The sequence below is a fragment of the Allosphingosinicella sp. genome (genome assembly GCF_035626655.1).
GTDB lineage: Bacteria > Pseudomonadota > Alphaproteobacteria > Sphingomonadales > Sphingomonadaceae > Allosphingosinicella.
The window spans coordinates 30,991-49,305 of record NZ_DASPNF010000007.1 but is presented as its reverse complement, the minus strand read 5'-3'; the positions used below and the strand labels follow the sequence as shown (position 1 = coordinate 49,305).

General features: G+C 71.4%; 9 protein-coding genes and 1 tRNA gene. 5 read left to right on the top strand and 5 right to left on the bottom strand.

Annotated elements, in window-relative coordinates:
- Positions 1-88 precede the first annotated feature (88 nt).
- The 5 genes from infA to VEC11_RS06525 all read left to right on the top strand — a co-directional run bounded on the left by infA (position 89) and on the right by VEC11_RS06525 (position 2,109).
- A complete protein-coding gene (infA, locus tag VEC11_RS06545) occupies positions 89-307 on the top strand; it encodes a translation initiation factor IF-1 (protein WP_309002463.1) in 219 nt (72 codons plus the stop codon).
- A 12-nt stretch (positions 308-319) separates the two neighbouring features.
- Positions 320-886, top strand: coding sequence for a Maf family protein (locus VEC11_RS06540; protein ID WP_464129835.1), 567 nt, complete (start codon positions 320-322; stop codon positions 884-886).
- Positions 879-1,823 carry a ribonuclease gene (locus VEC11_RS06535; protein WP_464129834.1) on the top strand — a complete coding sequence of 315 codons (945 nt, stop codon included), beginning with the start codon at positions 879-881 and terminating at the stop codon, positions 1,821-1,823. The genes VEC11_RS06540 and VEC11_RS06535 overlap by 8 nt, the downstream gene beginning before the upstream one ends.
- Positions 1,795-1,995 (top strand): DNA gyrase inhibitor YacG, encoded by a 201-nt coding sequence (locus VEC11_RS06530; protein WP_464129833.1) that lies wholly within the window; start codon positions 1,795-1,797, stop codon positions 1,993-1,995. The genes VEC11_RS06535 and VEC11_RS06530 overlap by 29 nt, the downstream gene beginning before the upstream one ends.
- Positions 1,996-2,033: 38 nt before the next feature.
- Positions 2,034-2,109 (top strand) — tRNA-Phe (locus VEC11_RS06525).
- A 170-nt stretch (positions 2,110-2,279) separates the two neighbouring features.
- On the opposite strand, the gene VEC11_RS06520 is transcribed toward VEC11_RS06525, so the two are convergent.
- The 5 genes from VEC11_RS06520 to VEC11_RS06500 form a co-directional block, all read right to left on the bottom strand.
- On the bottom strand, positions 2,280-6,494 hold the full coding sequence (locus VEC11_RS06520) for a translocation/assembly module TamB domain-containing protein (RefSeq protein ID WP_464129832.1): 4,215 nt from the start codon (positions 6,492-6,494) through the stop codon (positions 2,280-2,282).
- The gene (locus tag VEC11_RS06515; RefSeq protein WP_464129831.1) at positions 6,494-8,608 is read right to left on the bottom strand and encodes an autotransporter assembly complex protein TamA; all 2,115 of its coding nucleotides are present in this window, start codon (positions 8,606-8,608) and stop codon (positions 6,494-6,496) included. The genes VEC11_RS06520 and VEC11_RS06515 overlap by 1 nt, the downstream gene beginning before the upstream one ends.
- A 65-nt stretch (positions 8,609-8,673) precedes the next feature.
- Entirely contained in the window at positions 8,674-11,772 is a 3,099-nt protein-coding gene (locus VEC11_RS06510; RefSeq protein WP_464129830.1) for a CHAT domain-containing protein, read from the bottom strand.
- Positions 11,756-16,477, bottom strand: a complete 4,722-nt coding sequence (locus tag VEC11_RS06505; RefSeq protein WP_464129829.1) for a beta strand repeat-containing protein — start codon at positions 16,475-16,477, stop codon at positions 11,756-11,758. Before VEC11_RS06505 ends, VEC11_RS06510 begins: the two co-directional genes overlap by 17 nt.
- Positions 16,474-18,270 (bottom strand): ShlB/FhaC/HecB family hemolysin secretion/activation protein, encoded by a 1,797-nt coding sequence (locus tag VEC11_RS06500; RefSeq protein WP_464129828.1) that lies wholly within the window; start codon positions 18,268-18,270, stop codon positions 16,474-16,476. The genes VEC11_RS06505 and VEC11_RS06500 overlap by 4 nt, the downstream gene beginning before the upstream one ends.
- Between the last annotated feature and the right edge of the window lie 45 nt (positions 18,271-18,315).

The window sequence follows — 18,315 nt, the reverse complement described above, 5'->3', positions numbered from 1 at the left end:
AGGAGCAGGAAGCCCCGGCAAGCGCCGGGGTTTCCATTTCGGCGCCGAGCCGCTAAGGCCTGCGCTCTCTTTGCGGGCAAGGATCTGAATGGCCAAGGAAGAACTCCTCGAGATGCGCGGGCAGGTGGTCGAGCTGTTGCCCAACGCCATGTTCCGCGTGAAGCTCGAGAACGGCCATGAGATCCTCGGCCACACCGCCGGCAAGATGCGCAAGAACCGCATCCGCGTACTGACGGGCGACGAGGTCCTCGTCGAGCTGACGCCCTACGATCTGACCAAGGGTCGGATTACCTACCGCTTCAAGTAAGCGGGCGCGCCGATGCGCCTGATCCTCGCCTCCCAGAGCCCGCGCCGGCTGGAATTGCTTGCGCGGCTCGGAATCGTGCCCGACGCGGTGATCCCCGCGGACATCGATGAGAGCGTGCTCAAGGGCGAGCTGCCCGCGCCCTATGCGCGCCGCGTCGCCGCGGCGAAGGCGGCGGCGGTGGCGGAGCCGGGCGCACTGACCCTCGCCGCCGACGTGGTCGTCGCCGCCGGCCGCCGCATCCTGCCCAAGACCGAGACGGAAGCAGAAGGCCGGCAATGCCTGGAGCTGCTGTCGGGCCGCCGCCACCGCGTCCATTGCGCGGTCACCCTGATCGACGGGGCGGGCAAGGCGCGCCATCGCCTCTCCAGTTCGATCGTCACCTTCAAGCGCCTCTCGGCCGAGGAGGTCGACGCCTATCTCGCCAGCAATGAGTGGCGCGGCAAGGCGGGCGGCTATGCCATACAGGGCCGGGCCGAGGCTTTGATCCGGGCGCTGCGCGGCTCCTATTCCGGGGTGATGGGCCTGCCTCTGTTCGAGACCCGCGCCCTGCTCAAGGCGGCGGGATACCCCCTTGGCTGAGTGGCTCTACGAGGAAGGGATCGGCGAGAATCGCGCGATCCTGGTCGAGGACGGCCAGATCATCGAGGCCGAGATCGAGCTGCCGGGTCTCAGGGCCGGCACCGTGCTCGACGCGACCCTTCGCAGCGTCGCGGGCATCGCCGCCTTGCCCGAAGGCGCCGAGGCCGTGGTCGAGCCACTGCCGAGAGTCAGCGAGGGCGCCTCGTTCCGCGCCGAGATCGTGCGCGAGGCGATGCCCGAGCCGGGACGGCCCAAGCCGCCCCGGCTCCGCCCCGTCGAGGCGCCGCTGCGGCCCGGCCCGACCCTCGCCGAACGGACCGGCCAGACGCCGGCCGCCCACGGCGCCGACCGGTTCGAGGAGGCGGGCTGGTCGGAGCTGCTGGAGGAAGCGGCCACGGGCGAGATCGCCTTCGAGGGCGGCGCGCTGCGCATGAGCCTCACCCCGGCCATGACCCTGTTCGACGTGGACGGCAGCCTCGCACCTGCTGCGCTCGCCGAGGCCGGCGCCGCGGCGGCGGCACGGGCGATCCGCCGCTTCGGCATCACCGGCTCGATCGGCATCGACCTCCCTACGCTGCCCCGCGACCGAAGGCAGGCGGCCGCGGCGATCGTCGACGCGATCCTGCCGCAACCCTTCGAGCGGACCGTGGTGAACGGCTTCGGCTTTCTGCAGATCGTCCGGCGCCGGGTCCGTCCCTCCATCCCCGAAATCCTGCGCGCCGATCCCGGCGCCGCGGCCGCGCGCGCCCTGCTGCGCCGGGCCGGGCGGCTGCAGGGCAGGGTCGCGATCCACGCCGCGCCGCGGGTCATCCTCCAGCTGAAGGCGCGGTCGGCCTGGCTTGCCGAGCTCGCCCGCCGCACCGGCGGCGAAGCGGCCTTGTTCCCCAATCCGGGCCTCGCCATATCGGATGGCCATGTTCAGCAAGTCCAGGCCTGACGCCTGCCCGCTCTGCGGCAAGCCCACCGATCCCGCCCACAAGCCCTTCTGCTCGCAGGGCTGCCGGGACCGCGACCTGCTGAACTGGCTGGACGAAGGCTATCGCGTCCCTGGCCCGCCCGCCGACCCGGATCTGCCCGGCGCGGGACAGGGACTGGACAGCGAGCGCTAACCGCCTCTATAGGCCGCGCTTCCGCATTCGCCGGATACGCCCAGGTAGCTCAGTTGGTAGAGCACGTGACTGAAAATCACGGTGTCGGTGGTTCGATTCCGCCCCTGGGCACCATCTTCTCCTGAAAATCGTCCAGCGCCGCACCGCCGCGCCCCGACGCGCATCCAAACCGGCTGGTCGAAAACAATAACCTCGCCGACATGGCGTGGCGCGACCGCGACCATGTCCGGGAAAATCTGGCGGGAGGGAGAGAAGGTCGCCCGGCCGGAGGTCGAGCCGCCCCCTCAATAATCGCGATTGTAGCGGATGTTCACATTGGTGCCGCTGTTCGTCCCGAACTGCGAGAGCAGGCTCAATGTCCGCGACAGCGAGATCTCGATCTGGGTCGCGGTATAGCCCTTCGCGTCGGTGATGATTTCCACATAGATGTCATCGCTGAGGTACATGCCGGCGGCGACGGCGGTGCCGCGGCCGGTGGCGGTGTCGGCGTCGATGATCCTCAGCCGGTCGATCCCGGTCGCCGAGCGCAGCCGTCCGAGCGGGTTGAGCCCGCCGCTGCCGCCGCGCAGCGAGTTGAGCGAGGCGGCGAGCTGCACCGCCTGGATCGCCGAGATCTGCGTCACCGAGCTGCCGAACAGGATGCGCGAGACGATCTCGTCCTGCGGCAGGCCGGGCGTCGAGGTGAAGGCGATGCGCGGGTTGGTCGAGCTGCCGGAGACGTTGATGCCGACATCGACATTGTCGATCGTCGAACTGGCCGCGAGCTCGATCCGCGGCGGCCTCGCGCCGGCGAAGACCACCGTGCCGTCGTCGAGCCTGAAGCGGCGCCCGGCGAGGCCGAGCGTGCCGCGGATCAGCCGGACCTGGCCGACGAACTGCGCGGTCGCGGTGGTGCCGGTGACGCGCAGGTCCTCGGCCCGCCACTCCGATTCCATGCCCATGCCGGAGACGTAGATGCGGTTGTCGGCGATCAGCCTGATGTCGAGCCGCCAGATGCTCGGCACGCGCGCGTCGGCGCTCTGCTCGTTGGGCGGCCTGAGCGGTTCGCCGCGCCGCCTGACCCCGGCCAACTGCGGAATCTCGGCGGCGGCCTGCTGGACCAGCTGGTAGCGCACCTCGCCGAGGTTCAATTCGCCCTCGATCAGCGCCCCCGAAGCATTGTTGACGATGTGCAGATTGCCGGTCGCGGTCGCGCTGATGTCGTCGCTCCGCGCCAGCCGGGCGTTCTGGAAGCTGACGCGCAGGTCGATCGGGAAGCCCGCCGCCGAGGCGAGGCCGATCGTGCCCCGGCCCTCGATCGTGCCGTTGCCGGCCCGGCCGGTCAGCGATTCGATGACCAGCTGCGACTGGTCGAAGCGGCCGTTGACCGCGAGATTGGTGATCCGCGTGCCATAGGCCTCGTTCACATAGGTGAGGTTGGTCGAGCGCAGCACGCCGCCGGTGAATTGCGGGCTCTGCACCCGCCCGCCGAAATCGGCGGCGATGCCGACCGGGCCGGTGAGCTGGTGGCCCGGCAGGCTGGCGAAGGACATGGGCACGTCGGCCGGTCCGTTATAGCGCACCCCGCCCGAGAGCGGCGCCGCGAACAGCCGCGTCTGCCAGCTGCCCGCCGCCGGGCCGAGCGGCTGCAGCCGCGCCTGCGCCCGGCCGATGATCGCGCCGCCGCGCCGGATGATCGCGCCCGCCTCGCCGCCTTCGGGCACCAGCCGGCCGGCGATGAACAGGTCGACCGGCGAGGAGCGCACGGCGATGCCGGTGCGGGTGAAGCCGGTGATGTTGAGCCGAGCCTCGGCGCGCGGGAAGGCGCCTTTTGACGCCTCGTGGAAATCGAGGCTGCCGGTCGCGCGCCCGCCGATGCCGAGCCCCGGCGAGAAGGCGTTGAGCACCGACAGGTCGAGCTCGTCCAGCCGCGCCTGGATGGTCAGGCCCTCGCCATAGCGCCCGGCGAGCCGCACCCGGCCCTGCTGCAGGTTGATCGTCGTCGGCTGCATCACCCAGTCCTTGCCCTCGCGGCGGAGCGCGGCGGGCTGGGCGAAGCGGAAGCCGATATTGTTGAGATGGCCCTGCATGGCGAGCGTCGCCTCGTCGCCGGTCCGCCGGCCGGCGGCGGCGACGCGGAAGGGCACGCCGCGCCGCCCCTCGGCGAAGAGCTGGCCGTCGCCGACGCCACCCCGCAGGTTCACATGGACGCGGGCGCGCTGCACGAGGAGATCGTCGGCGCTGAGCCCGGCGAGCTGGGCGTCGGCGTCCAGGTCGATCGTCTCATCGTCGTTCGACGGGAGGAGGATGCCGGCGCGCACGAAGCCGCGCTGGATGATGATCGGATTGTCGCCGGGCGTGCGCGCCCCGTTCGCGTCGGCGACGAGATCGATCCTCTGGCGGCGTCCGGCGGCGGCGAGCGTGGCGGTGCCGGTCAGCCCGCTGCCGCTGAAGGCGAGCGTGCCCTGGAACGGCCCGGCGGCGGTCCGCACCAGGGTCCCCCGGAAATCCACCCCGGCATAGGTCAGCCGGTTCACCAGGATCGTGAACGGCCGCCGATTGGACTGGATGACGATATCGGCGGAGAAGGGTCCGTAGCGCGAGCCGCCCTCGGCGGTCAGCGCCCAGCCTTCCCGGGTCGGCCGCACGACCGCGCGGATGCCGGCGAGGCCGTAGCCCGGACTTGCTGCCGCGACCTCGACCCTGGGCGTGCTCGCCGCGCCGGAGACGCGGACGGCGAGCGGCCCGTAATCCGTGCTCACCCCCGCGACGCGGATATCGAGAGAGCCGTTGGGCCGGTAGACCCCCTGCCCTGACGTGACCCGGAGCGCGGGCGCCGAGAGCCGGATGTTGCTGATATGGACGAGGCCCGACGGGTCCATGACGATGCCGGCGGCGAGCGTGCCGGGGCCGCCGAGCAATTGCGCCACGGTCTCGTTCGTGATCCGCCGCGTCCGTGCCGCGACCCGGCCCCTGAGGCCGAAGCCGGCCGGGCTCTGCGTCAGGTCGAAATCGGCATTGACCGCGAACAGGCCGACGCCGTCGACCAGGTAATTGTCGACCCGCCCCTGCAGTGCCGCGAGATAGCGGCCGCGGGACAGATCGAAGGCGAGCACAAGCCGGGCGTCGATCCGGTCGGAGCGCAGGAACATATTGTCGGAGACGAGCCGCGTCCCCGTCACGCCGAGCTCGCCCGCCAGCGTCACGTTGGTGATCGTGCCGCCCGCGATCGCGTCGAAGCCGGTGAGCCGCGCCGCCCGCGCCCTGACCGGCACGACGATATCGTCGGCGCGCACCCGGGCATGGCCGCTCGCCTGCAGGCCCTCGAGGCTGGAGTCCGCCATGGTGAGCCGCGCCGCGCGCAGGTCGTAGAGCACTTCCGGCAACGCGAAGGGGCCGTTGAGGACGAGCGCCAGCCTGACGTCCTGCCCCGAAAGATCCGGGGCGATCGCGCCCGGCCGGAGCAGCCGCGCTGCGACGCGCAGCTCCTCGTAGCGATTGTTGCCGAGGTCGATCCGTCCCTCGGCGGCAGCGGCGAAGGCGCGGCTGTAGAGGCGGACGCGCAGATCGGCACGGCGCTGCACCAGCCGGCCGCTGGCATGGAGCATGGCCGCGGGCTCGGCGAGGCGCTGGACCGGCCCGGTCAGCACCAGGCCGGGGCGCGTCAGGCCGTCGGCCTCGAACGTGCCGTCGCGCGCGGTGACCTGCAGATTGGCGAGCGCCTGGCCGTCGAGCGTCGCCACCGCGCGGCCCCGCCAGTTCGCCCAGGTGCCGTTGCCGCCCATGACGAGCATGACCGGCCGGTCGATGCCGGCAAGCCCCGCGATGAAGCCGTCGCCCGGCGCGCGCAGGTTGACGGCGATGTTCAGCCGGTTCGCCGCCGGCACCGCGTCGATCAGCAGCCGCAGCCGGTCGCCGCCGGCAAGGCCGGGCGCGACGATCGTGCCGGCATCCAGCGTCACCAGAGCGCGCCCCTCGTTGAGCCGGACCTGCCCGTCCAGCGAGACGAGGTGCCGCCGCCCCGTGACGCGCGGGTCGACCGACAGCCGGCCGACATGCAGCCGCGCGATATCGAGCGTGATGTCCGGAAGCAGCGGCGCATTGGGGTCGCCGGGCCGGAGCGCGGGACTACGGATGAGCCGCGCCTCCGGGATGTCGACCTCCCTGATGTCGAAGCGTCCGCCAAACAGCAAAGGGAGCGGCCGATATTCGAGCTCGGCCCGCGGCGCGGTCGCGAAATTGCCCTGCGGGTCGGACAGGGTGACCTCGTGCAAGGTCAATCGGCTGTAGATCGAGCCTTCGATCCGGCCGACCCGGATCTTCAGGCCGGTCGTCGTCTCCATCGCGTTGATCCGGTCGACGATGAACCGGTGGCCGGCCTCGGTGTTCAGCCACAGCAGGAAGGCGCCGGCGAGCACGACCAGCACCGCGAGCGCGATCGCCGTCCATTTGGCGATCCGCCAGCCCAGCGGCCGCTTGCGGACGACCACGACGGTCTCGGAGGGGGCTTCGCTGGCCATCAGAAGGCCTGCCCGATCGAGACGTAGACGGTCAGCCAGGCTTCGCCCTGGCGCCGGCCGATCGGCGTGGCGAGGTCGACGCGCACCGGCCCGAAATTGGTATAGACGCGCCCGCCGATACCGACTCCGAAGCGCATCGAATCGAAGGTTGGATATTGCGCCTCATAGACCTGGCCGCCGTCGATGAAGGCGACCACGCCGTAATTGCCGAACCGGTAGCGGCCCTCGAGCGCAAATTCGAACAGGCTGCGTCCGCCGAGCGGAACGTCGTTGATGTCCTTGGGTCCCAGCTCCTGATAGCCGAAGCCGCGCACCGAGCCGCCGCCGCCCGCATAGAGGCGCCGCGAGGGGGCGAGGCTGTCGCGCTCGGTGCCGAAGATAGAGCCGAGCCGCACCCGGCCGGCGATCGTGAGCTGCTCGCTGACCGGATAATAGGCGCTGCCGTCGAACAGGTTGCGAATGTAGAAATCGGTGCCGTTGCCGAGCGACGCCTCGGGATTGACCCGCGCGGTAAGCCGGAAGCCGCTGGTCGGGTCGAGCAGGCTGTTCGAGCGGTCGTAGCCGAGCTGGCCGATCAGCCCGCCGATGAAATAGGCGTCGGAGAGCGAGATCTGGGCATTGCCGGTGCGGTTCTCGTTGGTCGCCAGGATCTCGGCGCCATAGGCATAGGTCCAGCGCTTCTGCCAGATCGGCGTCGATTCCCGGCTGATCAGCCCATAGAGCCGCGTCGTATAGCCTTCGAAGGCGGGGAAATCGCGGCGTCCCGTGTCGAGCTGCAGCAGCAGTGCGCGGTCGCGCTGGCCCCAATTGTTGCGGCGGAAGCGGACGGTAAGATTCTGCTCCTTGGTCCCGGCGATCGCGGCGATGCGCAGCGCGCCTTCGGGCGGGAAGAGGTTGCGATGCTCCCAGGCGCCTTCCAGCCGGAGCCCTTCGCCGGTCGAATAGCCGGCGGAGAGATCGAGCGAGCGGGCCGGGCCGGCATCCTGCTGGACGAGGATGTTCACATATTGGACCCCGTCCGGCGCGGTTTCGAGGCTGAGCACCGGCTCCGCCGAGACGGTCGAGAAGAGCCGGGTCGAGACCATCGCCTCGCGCAGGTCGTCGACCTTGCGCCGGTCGTACAACTCGCCGCGCCGGAAGCGCGCGAGGATGCCGACATGGCGCTCGTCGAAGGCGAGGTCGCCCTGCGTGTAGAAGCCGCCGAAGCGGGCGATCGGCCCCGGATTCACGGGCAGGGTATAGTCGCCGACATGCGTCTCCGGATCGAGGACGATGTCCCTGAGGCCGATTTCGGGGAAGGGATAGCCCTGCTGCGGCAGGCGCAGCAGCACGTTCGCCTCGGCCGCCTCGACGTCGGCGGCGCGGATCGGATGGCCGGTGGTGAGCGGCAAATAGGTGCGCGCCATGCCCGGCGGGTCGGTGTCCGGCCCCTGGATATTGATCGCGCCGAAATTGTAGCGGCTGCCGGGGGCGACGGTGAGCGTGATACGGAGCCGGCCCTCCTGCTCGGGCAGCTGCTCGATCGTCGAGCTGGCGACGGCGTCATAATAGCCTTCGGAGCGAAGCAGGCGGATGAGGAGCAATTTGTCTTCCTCGGTCCGCAGCGAAATCATCGCGCCGTTGACCGCCTCGCCCTCGGCATCGTCGAGCGCCGACAGGTCGCGGAAGCGGTCCTCCAGCCCGGTCTCCTGCATCCCCTCGACGACCAGGGTATAGCGCACCCGCTGCACCGCCTCGCCCTCGTCGTCGGAGTCGGCGGGCTGCTCGCCGGCCGGCTGCACGTTGAATTCGGAAAGCGGCGGCAGCGGCTCGGTGAGCGCCGGATCGCCGAGCGGCGCGTCCTCGACCGGGCCGGGCACCGGCGGGAAGGCGGGCGCGGCGGGATCGATGGGCGGCAGCGGCTCGTAGAGGCCCGGGTCGAGCGGCGGCAGCGCGTCGCGGAACTGGTCGTCGGGGACGATCGAGCGATTGTCCTGGGTCGGCGGGGCCGGGGCGGGGACGAAGGCCGGCGCTTCCTGCGGAGCCGGCTGGGCGCTGTTCTGGGCGCGCGCGGCAACCGGCGCCGCGATGACGCCGCCTGCGATCGCGACTGCCAGGATCCGCGTTTCGTTCAATAGGCCCCGCTCAACCGCCGTATCGGTCGGCGGCGACGCCATTAACAATCAATTCTGCCGAAGGTTCAATAAGCTGCGGCAGTGCGGGTCGGCGCTTGGCGGACCACCGGCGCGGCCCCGTCTCCGACCACCGCAAAACCCGACCAGTAATAAGGGTGCGAGGTGTCGCGCTCGTCCATCAGCGCGCGCTGCGCCTGGCGGAGCGCGCCCGCCGTGCCGGTGCCCGGCGGCGCCCGGAACATGCCGGAGATCAATCGCTCGGTGGCGTTGAAATCCTCGGGCACCGGCCAGTGGCTGGCGACGATGATCCGCCCGCCCGCGCCGACGAAGGCGCGGACCAGCCCGTCCAGCGCATATTCGCCGCTGCTCGAGAGGCCGGCTTCGGCCGAGGCCGTGGCGCTGCCGCGGCTGGCCGTGTCGCAGGCGGAGAGGATGATGAGGTCCGCATCGAGCCGCAGGTCGTAAATCTCGGCAAAGGAGAGCAGCCCGTCGGACCCGGCGCCGCCGAAGCTGGTCAGCAGAGCCGGCCGCGCCGGGCATTCGGGCCGCGGCGGCGTGGTCAGACCGTGCGTCGCGAAGTGCAGGATGCGATATTGGTCGAGGTCGCTGCGCGCGATGATCCCCGTGTCGGTGAAGGCGCTGCCGGTGACGATCTCGGCCTCGCCGGCCCGGCCCATAGCGGCGGCGTCGCCGGCGACCCTGAGCTCGCGCGCCGAGATCGGCCGGTTCCAGGCGGCGAGCGACCAGCTGCAGCCCGGCTGCATGGCGTCGGCGCCGCGCGTCCCGCCGCCGCCCGGCAGATAGAAGCCGCGCGCCGGCTCATTCTCGCCGAAGCCCAGATATTCGGCGCGCGCCCGGCTCGGCGGGGCGTTGCGCACGTCGCGGAAGGCGCGGGCCGAGACCGCGGTCGAGATGTCGCGCTCGCGTCCGAGCCATTGCACGCCACGGAAGTCGAAGCCGTCATCGCTCGGATTGGCGGCCATGCGGGACCTGTAGGCGTCGATCGCCGCCCGGTCCATGACCAGCAGATTGGGCGGCAGCCGCATCATCGCCCCGTCCGGCTCGAAGACCAGGTGGCGGACGCCGGCCAGCTCGCCGCCGACCGGGCCGAACAGCTCCTGATAGAGCCGGTAGGAACCTTCGAGGTCGAACGGATAGGTGAGCTGCTGGCCGTTCTGGACCACCGAGATGGTGGTGCGCAGCGCATCCACCTGCCGGTCCAGGTCGCGCGGGCTGGCGCCGATCCGGAAGGCGCGCGCCGCCTCGCGGGTCATGAAGATCGCATAGGCATGATCGCCCAGCACGAGCATCTTGTAATAGGCCTCGCCGGGGCGGAGCAGCGCCTGCAGGTCGGCGAGCTGCAGCGCGCCGCTCGACACCGCCCGGTAGCGCGGGAATTGGGCGAGCCGGGCCTGCATCGCCGCCTGGTCGCGCTCCCATTGCTCGATCGAGGCGCGCAGCTCGACGATGCGGGCGGCGCTTGCGGCGGTCGGCTGGTCGGTCGGCTGCAGCCGGGCGAGCTCGACGCGGGCGCGCTCGATGTCGCGGGTGAGGGTCACCGACTGCCGGAACATGCGCGCGGCCTCGTCCGAGCCGCCGCTGAGCTCGCGCGCCAGGATCGCCTGCGTCTGGGCGACGCCGGGCCGGACCAGAATCTGGCTGGCGGTGAACAGGTCGGCGGTGGCCGTCGGCCCGGCGCCGTCCTGGACCAGCAGCTCGAAATAGGGCTCGATCAGCCGGCGCAGCGCCGGCGAGCTGTCGCCCGTGTCCAGGTTGGCCTGGACGATCTCGCGGAACATGGTGCGCGCCGGCTCGGCCCGGCCGGTGCGGGCATAATAGCCGGCGAGCCGGGCCTTGGCGCTGTAGAGCGCCGCGGAGCCCGGATAATTGGTCTCCAGCAGGAGGATCGCGGTCTGGTGCTGGCGGTCGGTCTCGGCCTGGTCGCCCCGCGCCTCGGCAATGTCGGCCAGCTCGCCATGGACCTGTGCGCGCAGCCAGACGGTGGCGGCGATGCGGCCGCCGCGGACGGCGATCAGCTCGGTCAGCGCCCGGTTCAGCGGCGCCACCGCGTCGGCGTCGCGGCGCTGGAGGTGGAGGATGACGCCGCGCAGGTGCAGCGCCTGGCCGTCCAGGATCTGCGCCTTGTCCTCCGGCGTCAGCCCCTCGGGCCCGCGCAGCCGGCCGGCGCCCGGCGATTCCGCGCTGAGCCGCCCGGCCGTCGGCCGGTCGATGACCAGGTCGCCCACTGCGCGGCTGCCGCCGACCGGCGGCATCGGCCGGTCGAGCTCGGTGAGCGCCTGCGGGGCCATGCCCTGGTTCAGGAGGTGCATCGCCCGGTAGTTGCGCAGCCGCCGCGCGGTCACCGGATCGCCGCCCGCCATCTCCGCGGCCCGCGCGAACATCGCGTCCGCCTCGGCATAGCGCCCGAGATTGGACCGCTGCAGCGCCTGGTTGACCAGCGCTTCGGCCCGGCCGCCCGGCCCCGTGTCGCGCTGGACGAGCGCGGCGAAATATTCGCTGGCCTCGGCATAGGCGCCGGCATTGTTGCGGCGATAGGCCTCGGCGAGCGCGCGCTGCGGATCCTGCGCGCCGGCCTGAACCCGCGCGAAGGCGGCGGGGTCGCCCGCGCCGGTCGTCGCGATCTGCACCTCGCCCTCGATCTCGCGGTCGGCGGCCAGGCTCCTGAGCCCGAGCCGGAGCGCGCTGTCATAGCCGCCCAGCCCCTCGGCGACGTAGAGCGAGCGGCCGCTGCGGCGGAGATAGACGCGGTAGCTGACATCGGCCTCGTTGAGCCGGCAGCTCAGCGCCTCGACCTGGCCCAGCCCCTCGATCTCGACGGTCTCGCTGCCTTGGCAGGTCGCGGTCGCCCCGCGCAATTGCGCCAGCCGCGGCGCCGGGTCGGGGCCGCCGCGCAGCCTGAGCACGTAGAGCTGGCCCACCGGCACCGCCGCGTCGCGGCAGACGATCTGGTAGCCGCGGTCGAACATCGTGCCGAAGGCCGGCGACCGGATCTGGGATTCGGCCGTGCAGAGCGTGCCGGTCCCGGAGCCGATGCGGAAGCTCTGCTGCACGCTCAGCCCCTGCGCGCCCGCACCCGCGCCGAGCAGCAGCGCGCCGGCGCCGATTCCGGCCAGCACGGCCATCCTTTTACTGAGGCTGGTCATCGCAGTCCCCGTCATGGTCCGGATCGCAATTCCACAGGCCCGGCTCGCTGCCGCTGGTCACCGGCTCCTCGACCAGCGGATCGGCGGCGAAGCTCGAGTCGATCACGTCGTCCTCGTCATTCCGCGGCAGCAGGATCGCCATCGAGCCCTCGGTCGGCCCGGTGAAGGGGTCCGGCCCGTCCACGCCGGTGTCCGGCGGCGCGCGCAGCGGGCACTGGCCGGTGACGATGATGCAGGTGTTGAGCGCGGCGCTCGGTGTGTAATTGGCGCCGGCATTGCTGTTGTAGGTCGAAGCGAAGAAATAGTCGTCGCCGGTCTGGAAGGTGCCGTCCGGGTTGAGCCGGCGGCCGAAGACATAGACGTTGGTGTTCGGTGCACCCGCGACGATGGTGAGCCCGCCGGCCCCGGTGGTGATGCCGCCGAAGTCGCTGCCGCTCAGGAAGGTCCCCCGCGCCGCGGTCGTGTTCTGCACATAAGCGGTGCCGTTCACGGTGAGCGTCACCGCATTGGCCTCGACATAGCCGCGCGGCGCGTCGATGCCGTCATTGTCGATGAGGTCGTCGTCGCGGCCCGCATAATCGGGATTGGCGCGAAGCAGGGTGATGATCGCGTCGGAGGCGATCCAGATATTGGCCGAGTTCAGCGCGAGCGTTCCGCCGGGCGCGCCGGCGCCGTCGCGGACCCGGATGCTGGCGGTGGGGGTCACCACCTCCAGCCGTTGTCCCGCGGCGATGGCGATGCCGTCGGCCGGGCGGGCGCCGTTCATCAGCAGGGCGCCCTCGACGCGGGCGACCCCCGGAGTCACGATGTCGAGCAGCCCGATCCCGGCCGCCGCGCCGCCCCCGGTCAGGGTCAGGTCGCGGACGATCAACGCGGGATTCGCGCCGAGCGCAGGTGCATTCACGCGCAAAGTGTCGGCGCGGATGCGCCCCGCCTCGGCGGTGGTCAGCGTGTAGCCGGGACCCTGCGTCGTCCCGCCGAGTACGGCGAACTGGGGGGAAGGGGCGATCGCCAGCGTGACCAGCTGAGTGCCGGCGTCGCCGACGATCCCGTTCGTGGCGATGTCGATGTCCAGCGACGCGAGCCTGATCGCATCGCCGAGGACGCGTCCGCTGACGGCGATCGTCCCGGCCGCATTCAGATCGGCGAGGTCGGTGGCCGCACCGCCGACCGTGCCGGTCGTACCGACGTTGATCGCCGCGGCATTCATCACGATGTTGCGACCCAGCACCTGGCCCGCGACGCCGGCATTGCCGGTGACCTGGATGCCGACGGTCTGGGTCGTCGTCGCGCTGCCGATGGCGCCCGTGGCCGCGACATTGAGGCTTCCCGCCGTGACCAGCACATCGCTCGCCACGACGAGGCCGTCGACGGTGGTCGCGCCGGTGCTGCGCAGCTCCGTCTTGTCGCTGACCTCGCTGCCCGCCTGCCCGGTTGTGGCCACGTTGATCGTCGAAGCGCTGACAAAAATGTCCTGGCCGAGGACCAGGCCGCTGATGGCCGCGTTGCCAGTGACCTGGATATCGACGGATTCGCTCGCATCGACGCCGATCGCGCCGCCGCCGGCGAGATTGAGGTCAGCGCCACGGATCAGGATGTCCCGGCCAAGCACGCGACCGTTGACGGCGACCGTGCGGACCGCCCGGATGTCGGTGGTCGCGGTTGTCCGCGTGACCGCGCCCGTATCCACCGTCACGTCGCGCCCCGCCTGGATGAAGAGATTAGCGAGGTCGACGCTGGCGGCGCCCGGCCCCGGCGTATCATGGGTCACCACGACGTCGCGACCCGCATTCAGCTCGTACCGCCCGCCCGCGACGCGGCCGGCCTGGCCGACACTGACGAGTAGGTCCCCGTCGGTGCCGAGCTGCGCGGTGCCGGTTACAGTGATCGTTCCGTCGAGCGCATCGAGGGTCGAGGCCGGCGGCAGGCCGATCCCGGCTCCTTCCGCCGCCGCGGTCAGCGTCAGACCGGTCGCGGTGACCGTGCTGCCGGCGGACGCGCCGACATGCCATTGGCCGGCGACATTGCCGGGGCCGTCGCCGAGCGCGCCGACCGAGCCGGTCACGCCGGCGAGCGTGATCGTCCCGGGCGCGGCGCCGCCGCCGGGATGCGCGGTGGCGATGATGTTGACGGTGCCGCCGGTCGCCAGCCCGCCCGTGCCGATGCCGCCGCCGGGCGAGCCGCCGCCAGGCGAGGCCCGGCCGTCGGCGACCAGAGTAGTGCCCGCCGTGACGGTGGTAGGCCCGCCGCCCGCCACCACGCCGACCGTGCCGCCGACGCCATTGCCGCCCGAGCCAGTGCCGAAGCCCCCGAAGCCGCCGGTCCCGCGCGCACTGAGGTCGGCCGTCGCGAAGGTCGCGCTGCCGGTTGGCCCGCCGCCCGCCGGGGTCGGACCAGCGACGGCGCCGATCACGACCGCGCCGCCCATGCCAGTCCCGCCGTCGCCGCCGTCGGTATTGTTGTCCGCTGCGCCGCCGCCGCCGCCGAGCCCGTCCGCCTCGAGCTTGAGCGCGCCGAGCGCGATCGTGCCGTTGGCCGATTGCGCGAAAATGCCGATGACGCCTCCCGTCCCGCTACCGCCATTGCCGGCGGGCGTGCCGATCAGGCCATTGCCGCCTTGGCCGCCCTGTCCCGGCGCGGCGAGGCTGAAGGCGCCGCCGCCGATCCGCGACGGCGCGTCGCTGCTGAGCGCGATGATCAGGACGTTTCCGCCCTGCCCGTCGCCGCCCTGGCCGCCGGTCCGGCCGTCGCCGCCGAAGCCGCCGACGGCGCCATTGGTCTGGCCAAGAAAATCGATCGTGCCCCGCGCCGCCGAGATTCCAAGGTCGCCGCCGAGACCATCGCCGCCGTTCGGGCCGGCCCCGCCGCCGCCCGCGGCGAGGAAGGTCGCATCCGCATTGAAGTCGATATTGCCGTCGGTGGCGCGAACGTTGATCGTGCCGCCGTCGCCGACGCCCCCGGTCAGGCCCGGCCCGGCGATCACCTCCCCGCCCGATCCGTTGGCGCCTGCGACCAGGGCGCCGGCGATCACGACACTGCCCGCCCCGCCCGCAAGGATGTTGACCGTGCCGCCTGTGCCGGTCGCGCCGTTCTGGGTGGCGGCGTTCGACGCGCTCGCCGTGCCGCTCGCGTTCATGAAGACCGTGCTGTTCGCATTGACCCGGCCGCCGGCCGCGGCCTCGAGCGTGGCCGTCCCGCCCGTACCTGCGCCGCCGTCGTTGAGCGGTGCAGCGGCGCTGGCGGCGCCTTCGCCGTTCGCGAGGATGCTGAGCGCGCCGTCGATGGTGATCGTGCCTCCCGACGCCCGGACGATGCCGGTCCCGCCCGTGCCCGTGCCGGCGACGCCGCCGGGGCCAACCAGGCCGCGCGCGGAGGCGTCGACCATGGCGGTGCCGAAGATGTGGATGGTGCCGCCGTCGCCGGTCACGATCTCCGCGCGGCCGCCGGTCAGGTCGACCGCGCCCGAGAAGCTGTCGAACGCTGCCGCGGAGACAATGGCGTTGCCGAGCACGTCGATCGTCTGGCCTGTGGTCACCGACATGGAGGCGAGCGCGCCGCCGAACAGGCTGACATCCTGCTGGAAGAGCAAGCTCGCCACGCCCACCGGCCGGGCGCGCATGTTCGTCCGTGCGACCCCGATCAGATCGGAGCGGACGATGCCTCCCCTGATCTCGAAATTCGCCGCCAGATCGGCGGCCGGGACACCCGTGAGGTCGCCGTACCGGTCGACGGTGCCGCCGACGACATTGGCGCCCGCCGAGAGCACGATCACGCCATTCTCGACGCCGACCGCCACGGCGGGATCGAAGCCGATATCGCCCTGGAGCACCGCCGTGATCGCCTGGTTCTTGGGCATGGCGACGAGATAGATGGCATGATTGTCACCGGCGCCGGTGCTGGCCGGGCCGCCCGTCGAGCCGGTGTGGATCAAGGGCGTCGCATTGTCGCTGCCGACGCTGACGATGATGTCGAACAGGCCCTGGTTGGCCCGGAACTGCACCTGCTCGCCGGCAATATAGGCCGCCGAGCCGTTCACCCTTGTGGCGCCGCCATGCTGGATGATCGGTCCGACCAGGGCGACGTAGCTGTTGGGCTGGAGCGCGTTGAGCTGCGCCCCCGGCTCGGTGATCAGAGAGCTGATGATCGGGCTGGGGCCGCCGGCGAGGCTGAAGGTGAGGCCGCGCGTCGCCGGATCGTAGAAATTGCCGCCCGCGTCGACATTGACGTTGAGCGTGGTGAGCACGAGGCTGCCGACGTCGAAGACGCCGGTCGAGCCAATGATCAGCCCGCCCGGACTGGAGAAGATCACCGTGCCGCCGGTGGTGGTCGTGCCCCCTGCGTCGACCAGCCGGGACAATACGGTGCCGTCAAAGCGCTGCGGCGTCGTCGAGATGATGCGATTCAGGACGACGAAATCGGCATTGTTCGGGCCGTTGGTAAAGGTCGCGACATTGCCAGCGGGCAGGAACACGCCGGCAGTCGGCCGCCAGTCGATCACCGCCGTGTTGGTGTTGACGGTCACGGTTTCGACGCCGGGCGTCCCGCGATTATAGCCGACCCCGCCGAAGACCGTCGTCGGCAGCGCGTTGAAGGCCTGGGCGTTGGCCGCGGTCGCCGAAACGCCGAGCCCCGCGGCGGCGCAGCCGATCAGCAACGCGCGCCTCAGCAGGCGGGGACGGGCGGGCGCAGGCGCGGTGATCGTCATCTTGATCTCCATGGCCACAGGCGGGTGGTGAGCGAGACGAGGAAGCGGGTGTCGCCGCGGCTGGTCTGGAAGAACAGCCGGTCGAGCGGCTCTGCGACGAACACGTCGATCCGGAAGCGGTCCCCCCAGGCCGCGCGGATGCCGCCGCCGACCGAGCTCAGCTGCTGGCGGCCGAGCGCGAAGATCACGTCCTCGTTCCACACCCAGGCATGATCGAAGAAGACATAGGGCTCGGCGACGAACTCGTCCGGCCGCCGCGGATATTTGCGGCCGAAGCGCAGCTCGGCCTGGATGCCGATGCCGCTGTCGCCGAGCAATGCGCCGGGATCGTAGCCGCGCCCGGCCGTATAGTTGCCCGCCGAGAATTCCTCGAAGCTGAACAGCGGATGGGCACTGTACTGGCCGTTCAGGCTGAAGGCGAAGGTGAGCCGCGGGATCGGCCGATATTCGGCGGTCAGGCCGCTGCGGAAGACGGTCGCGGTCGGATCGCCCTCCAGTCGCGTCGGCCCGACCACGCCGGGGGCGAGGCAGTTCACCAGGCCCGGCCCGCAGCCGTCGCTGGCGCCGAGCACGGAGAGGCCCTGGCGCGCCTCGGCAGTGAGGCCGAGCCGCCAGCGGGGCTCGGCCGGCGTGTAATTGGGGTTGCCCGGGGCGAGCCCGATCGCATCGAAGTTGAGCCGGGCGAAGGCGACGCGAAGCCGGTCCCGGTTGATCGGGATGGCGTTGAACTCGATGTCCTGGTCGATGATGTCGAGGCCGATCGAGCCGCGCAGCGACCGGGTCTGCCGCCGGATGAACGGATAGCTCGCCTCGACGGTGGCGAAGAGCGTCCGGGAATCGATCTCGACGCCCGGCAGGCGGAGGTCGGGGCTCGCCCAGGAGTAGGTGAGCTGCGCGCCGAAGGCGAGGCCCTCGCCGCCGACCCGGAAATCATGGCCGACCTGGATGGTCTGCTGCTCGTCGGTATCCGCGGTCGAGAAGAGGGCGAGCGTGGTCCGGTCGCCGAGGCCGGTGAGGCCGTAAATCTGGCCGCGCAGCAGCGCCCCCCAGCGCCCGAGCTCGCGCGAGCCGAGATTCTGGACGTTGAGATCGACCATCACCGGCGTGTGGACGACGGTGACCTCGCCGATCACCTCGCCGCGCGCCGCGCCGGCGGAGCGCAAGGCGAGCCTGACCTCATAGCCCGGCAGGTCGCCGGCCAGCAGCAGATAGCGCTCGGCGGCGAAGCGGTTGAAGACCTCCTGGTCGGTCAGCCGGTTGAGATAGGCGGCGATCAGCCGTTCGGACCGTCCCGCCTCGCCGCGCACCCTGATCCCGACCAGCTTCGCCATCAGCACGGTGAAGCGGACGCGGCCGTCCCCGATCCGCTGCTCGGGCACCTCGACCGCGGCGATATAGCCGGCGTCGCGGAGGATGGTCGCGGCGCGGTCCCTGATCTCGCAGAGCACCGCGACATTGACCTCCTGGCCCTGATATTGGCCCCAGGCGGACCGCAGCTGCTCGGCGGTCAGCCCGCGCAGCTCGTCGAAGGCGACGTCCTGCAGGGTGAAGCGGATATTCTGATATTCGGGCCGGTCGAGCGCGCAGGGCGCCCGCTCGACCCCGCCCTCGACGGTGAGGCGCGCGCGCGGCTGCTCGATGGCCGGCGGCGGCCGGTCGATCTCCTGGCGGGTCGGTGCGGTGGGCTGGGCAAAAGCGGGCGCGGCACAGGTGGCCGCGGTTACGGCGAGCGCGATGCGGATCCCCCGCAACGCCGCCCTTCTCTCTGATCCGGTCGGCGTACGCTCACCCATCGCCTGCAAGCACCCCTTACAGCCTGGCCGAGCGCGGACCATAGG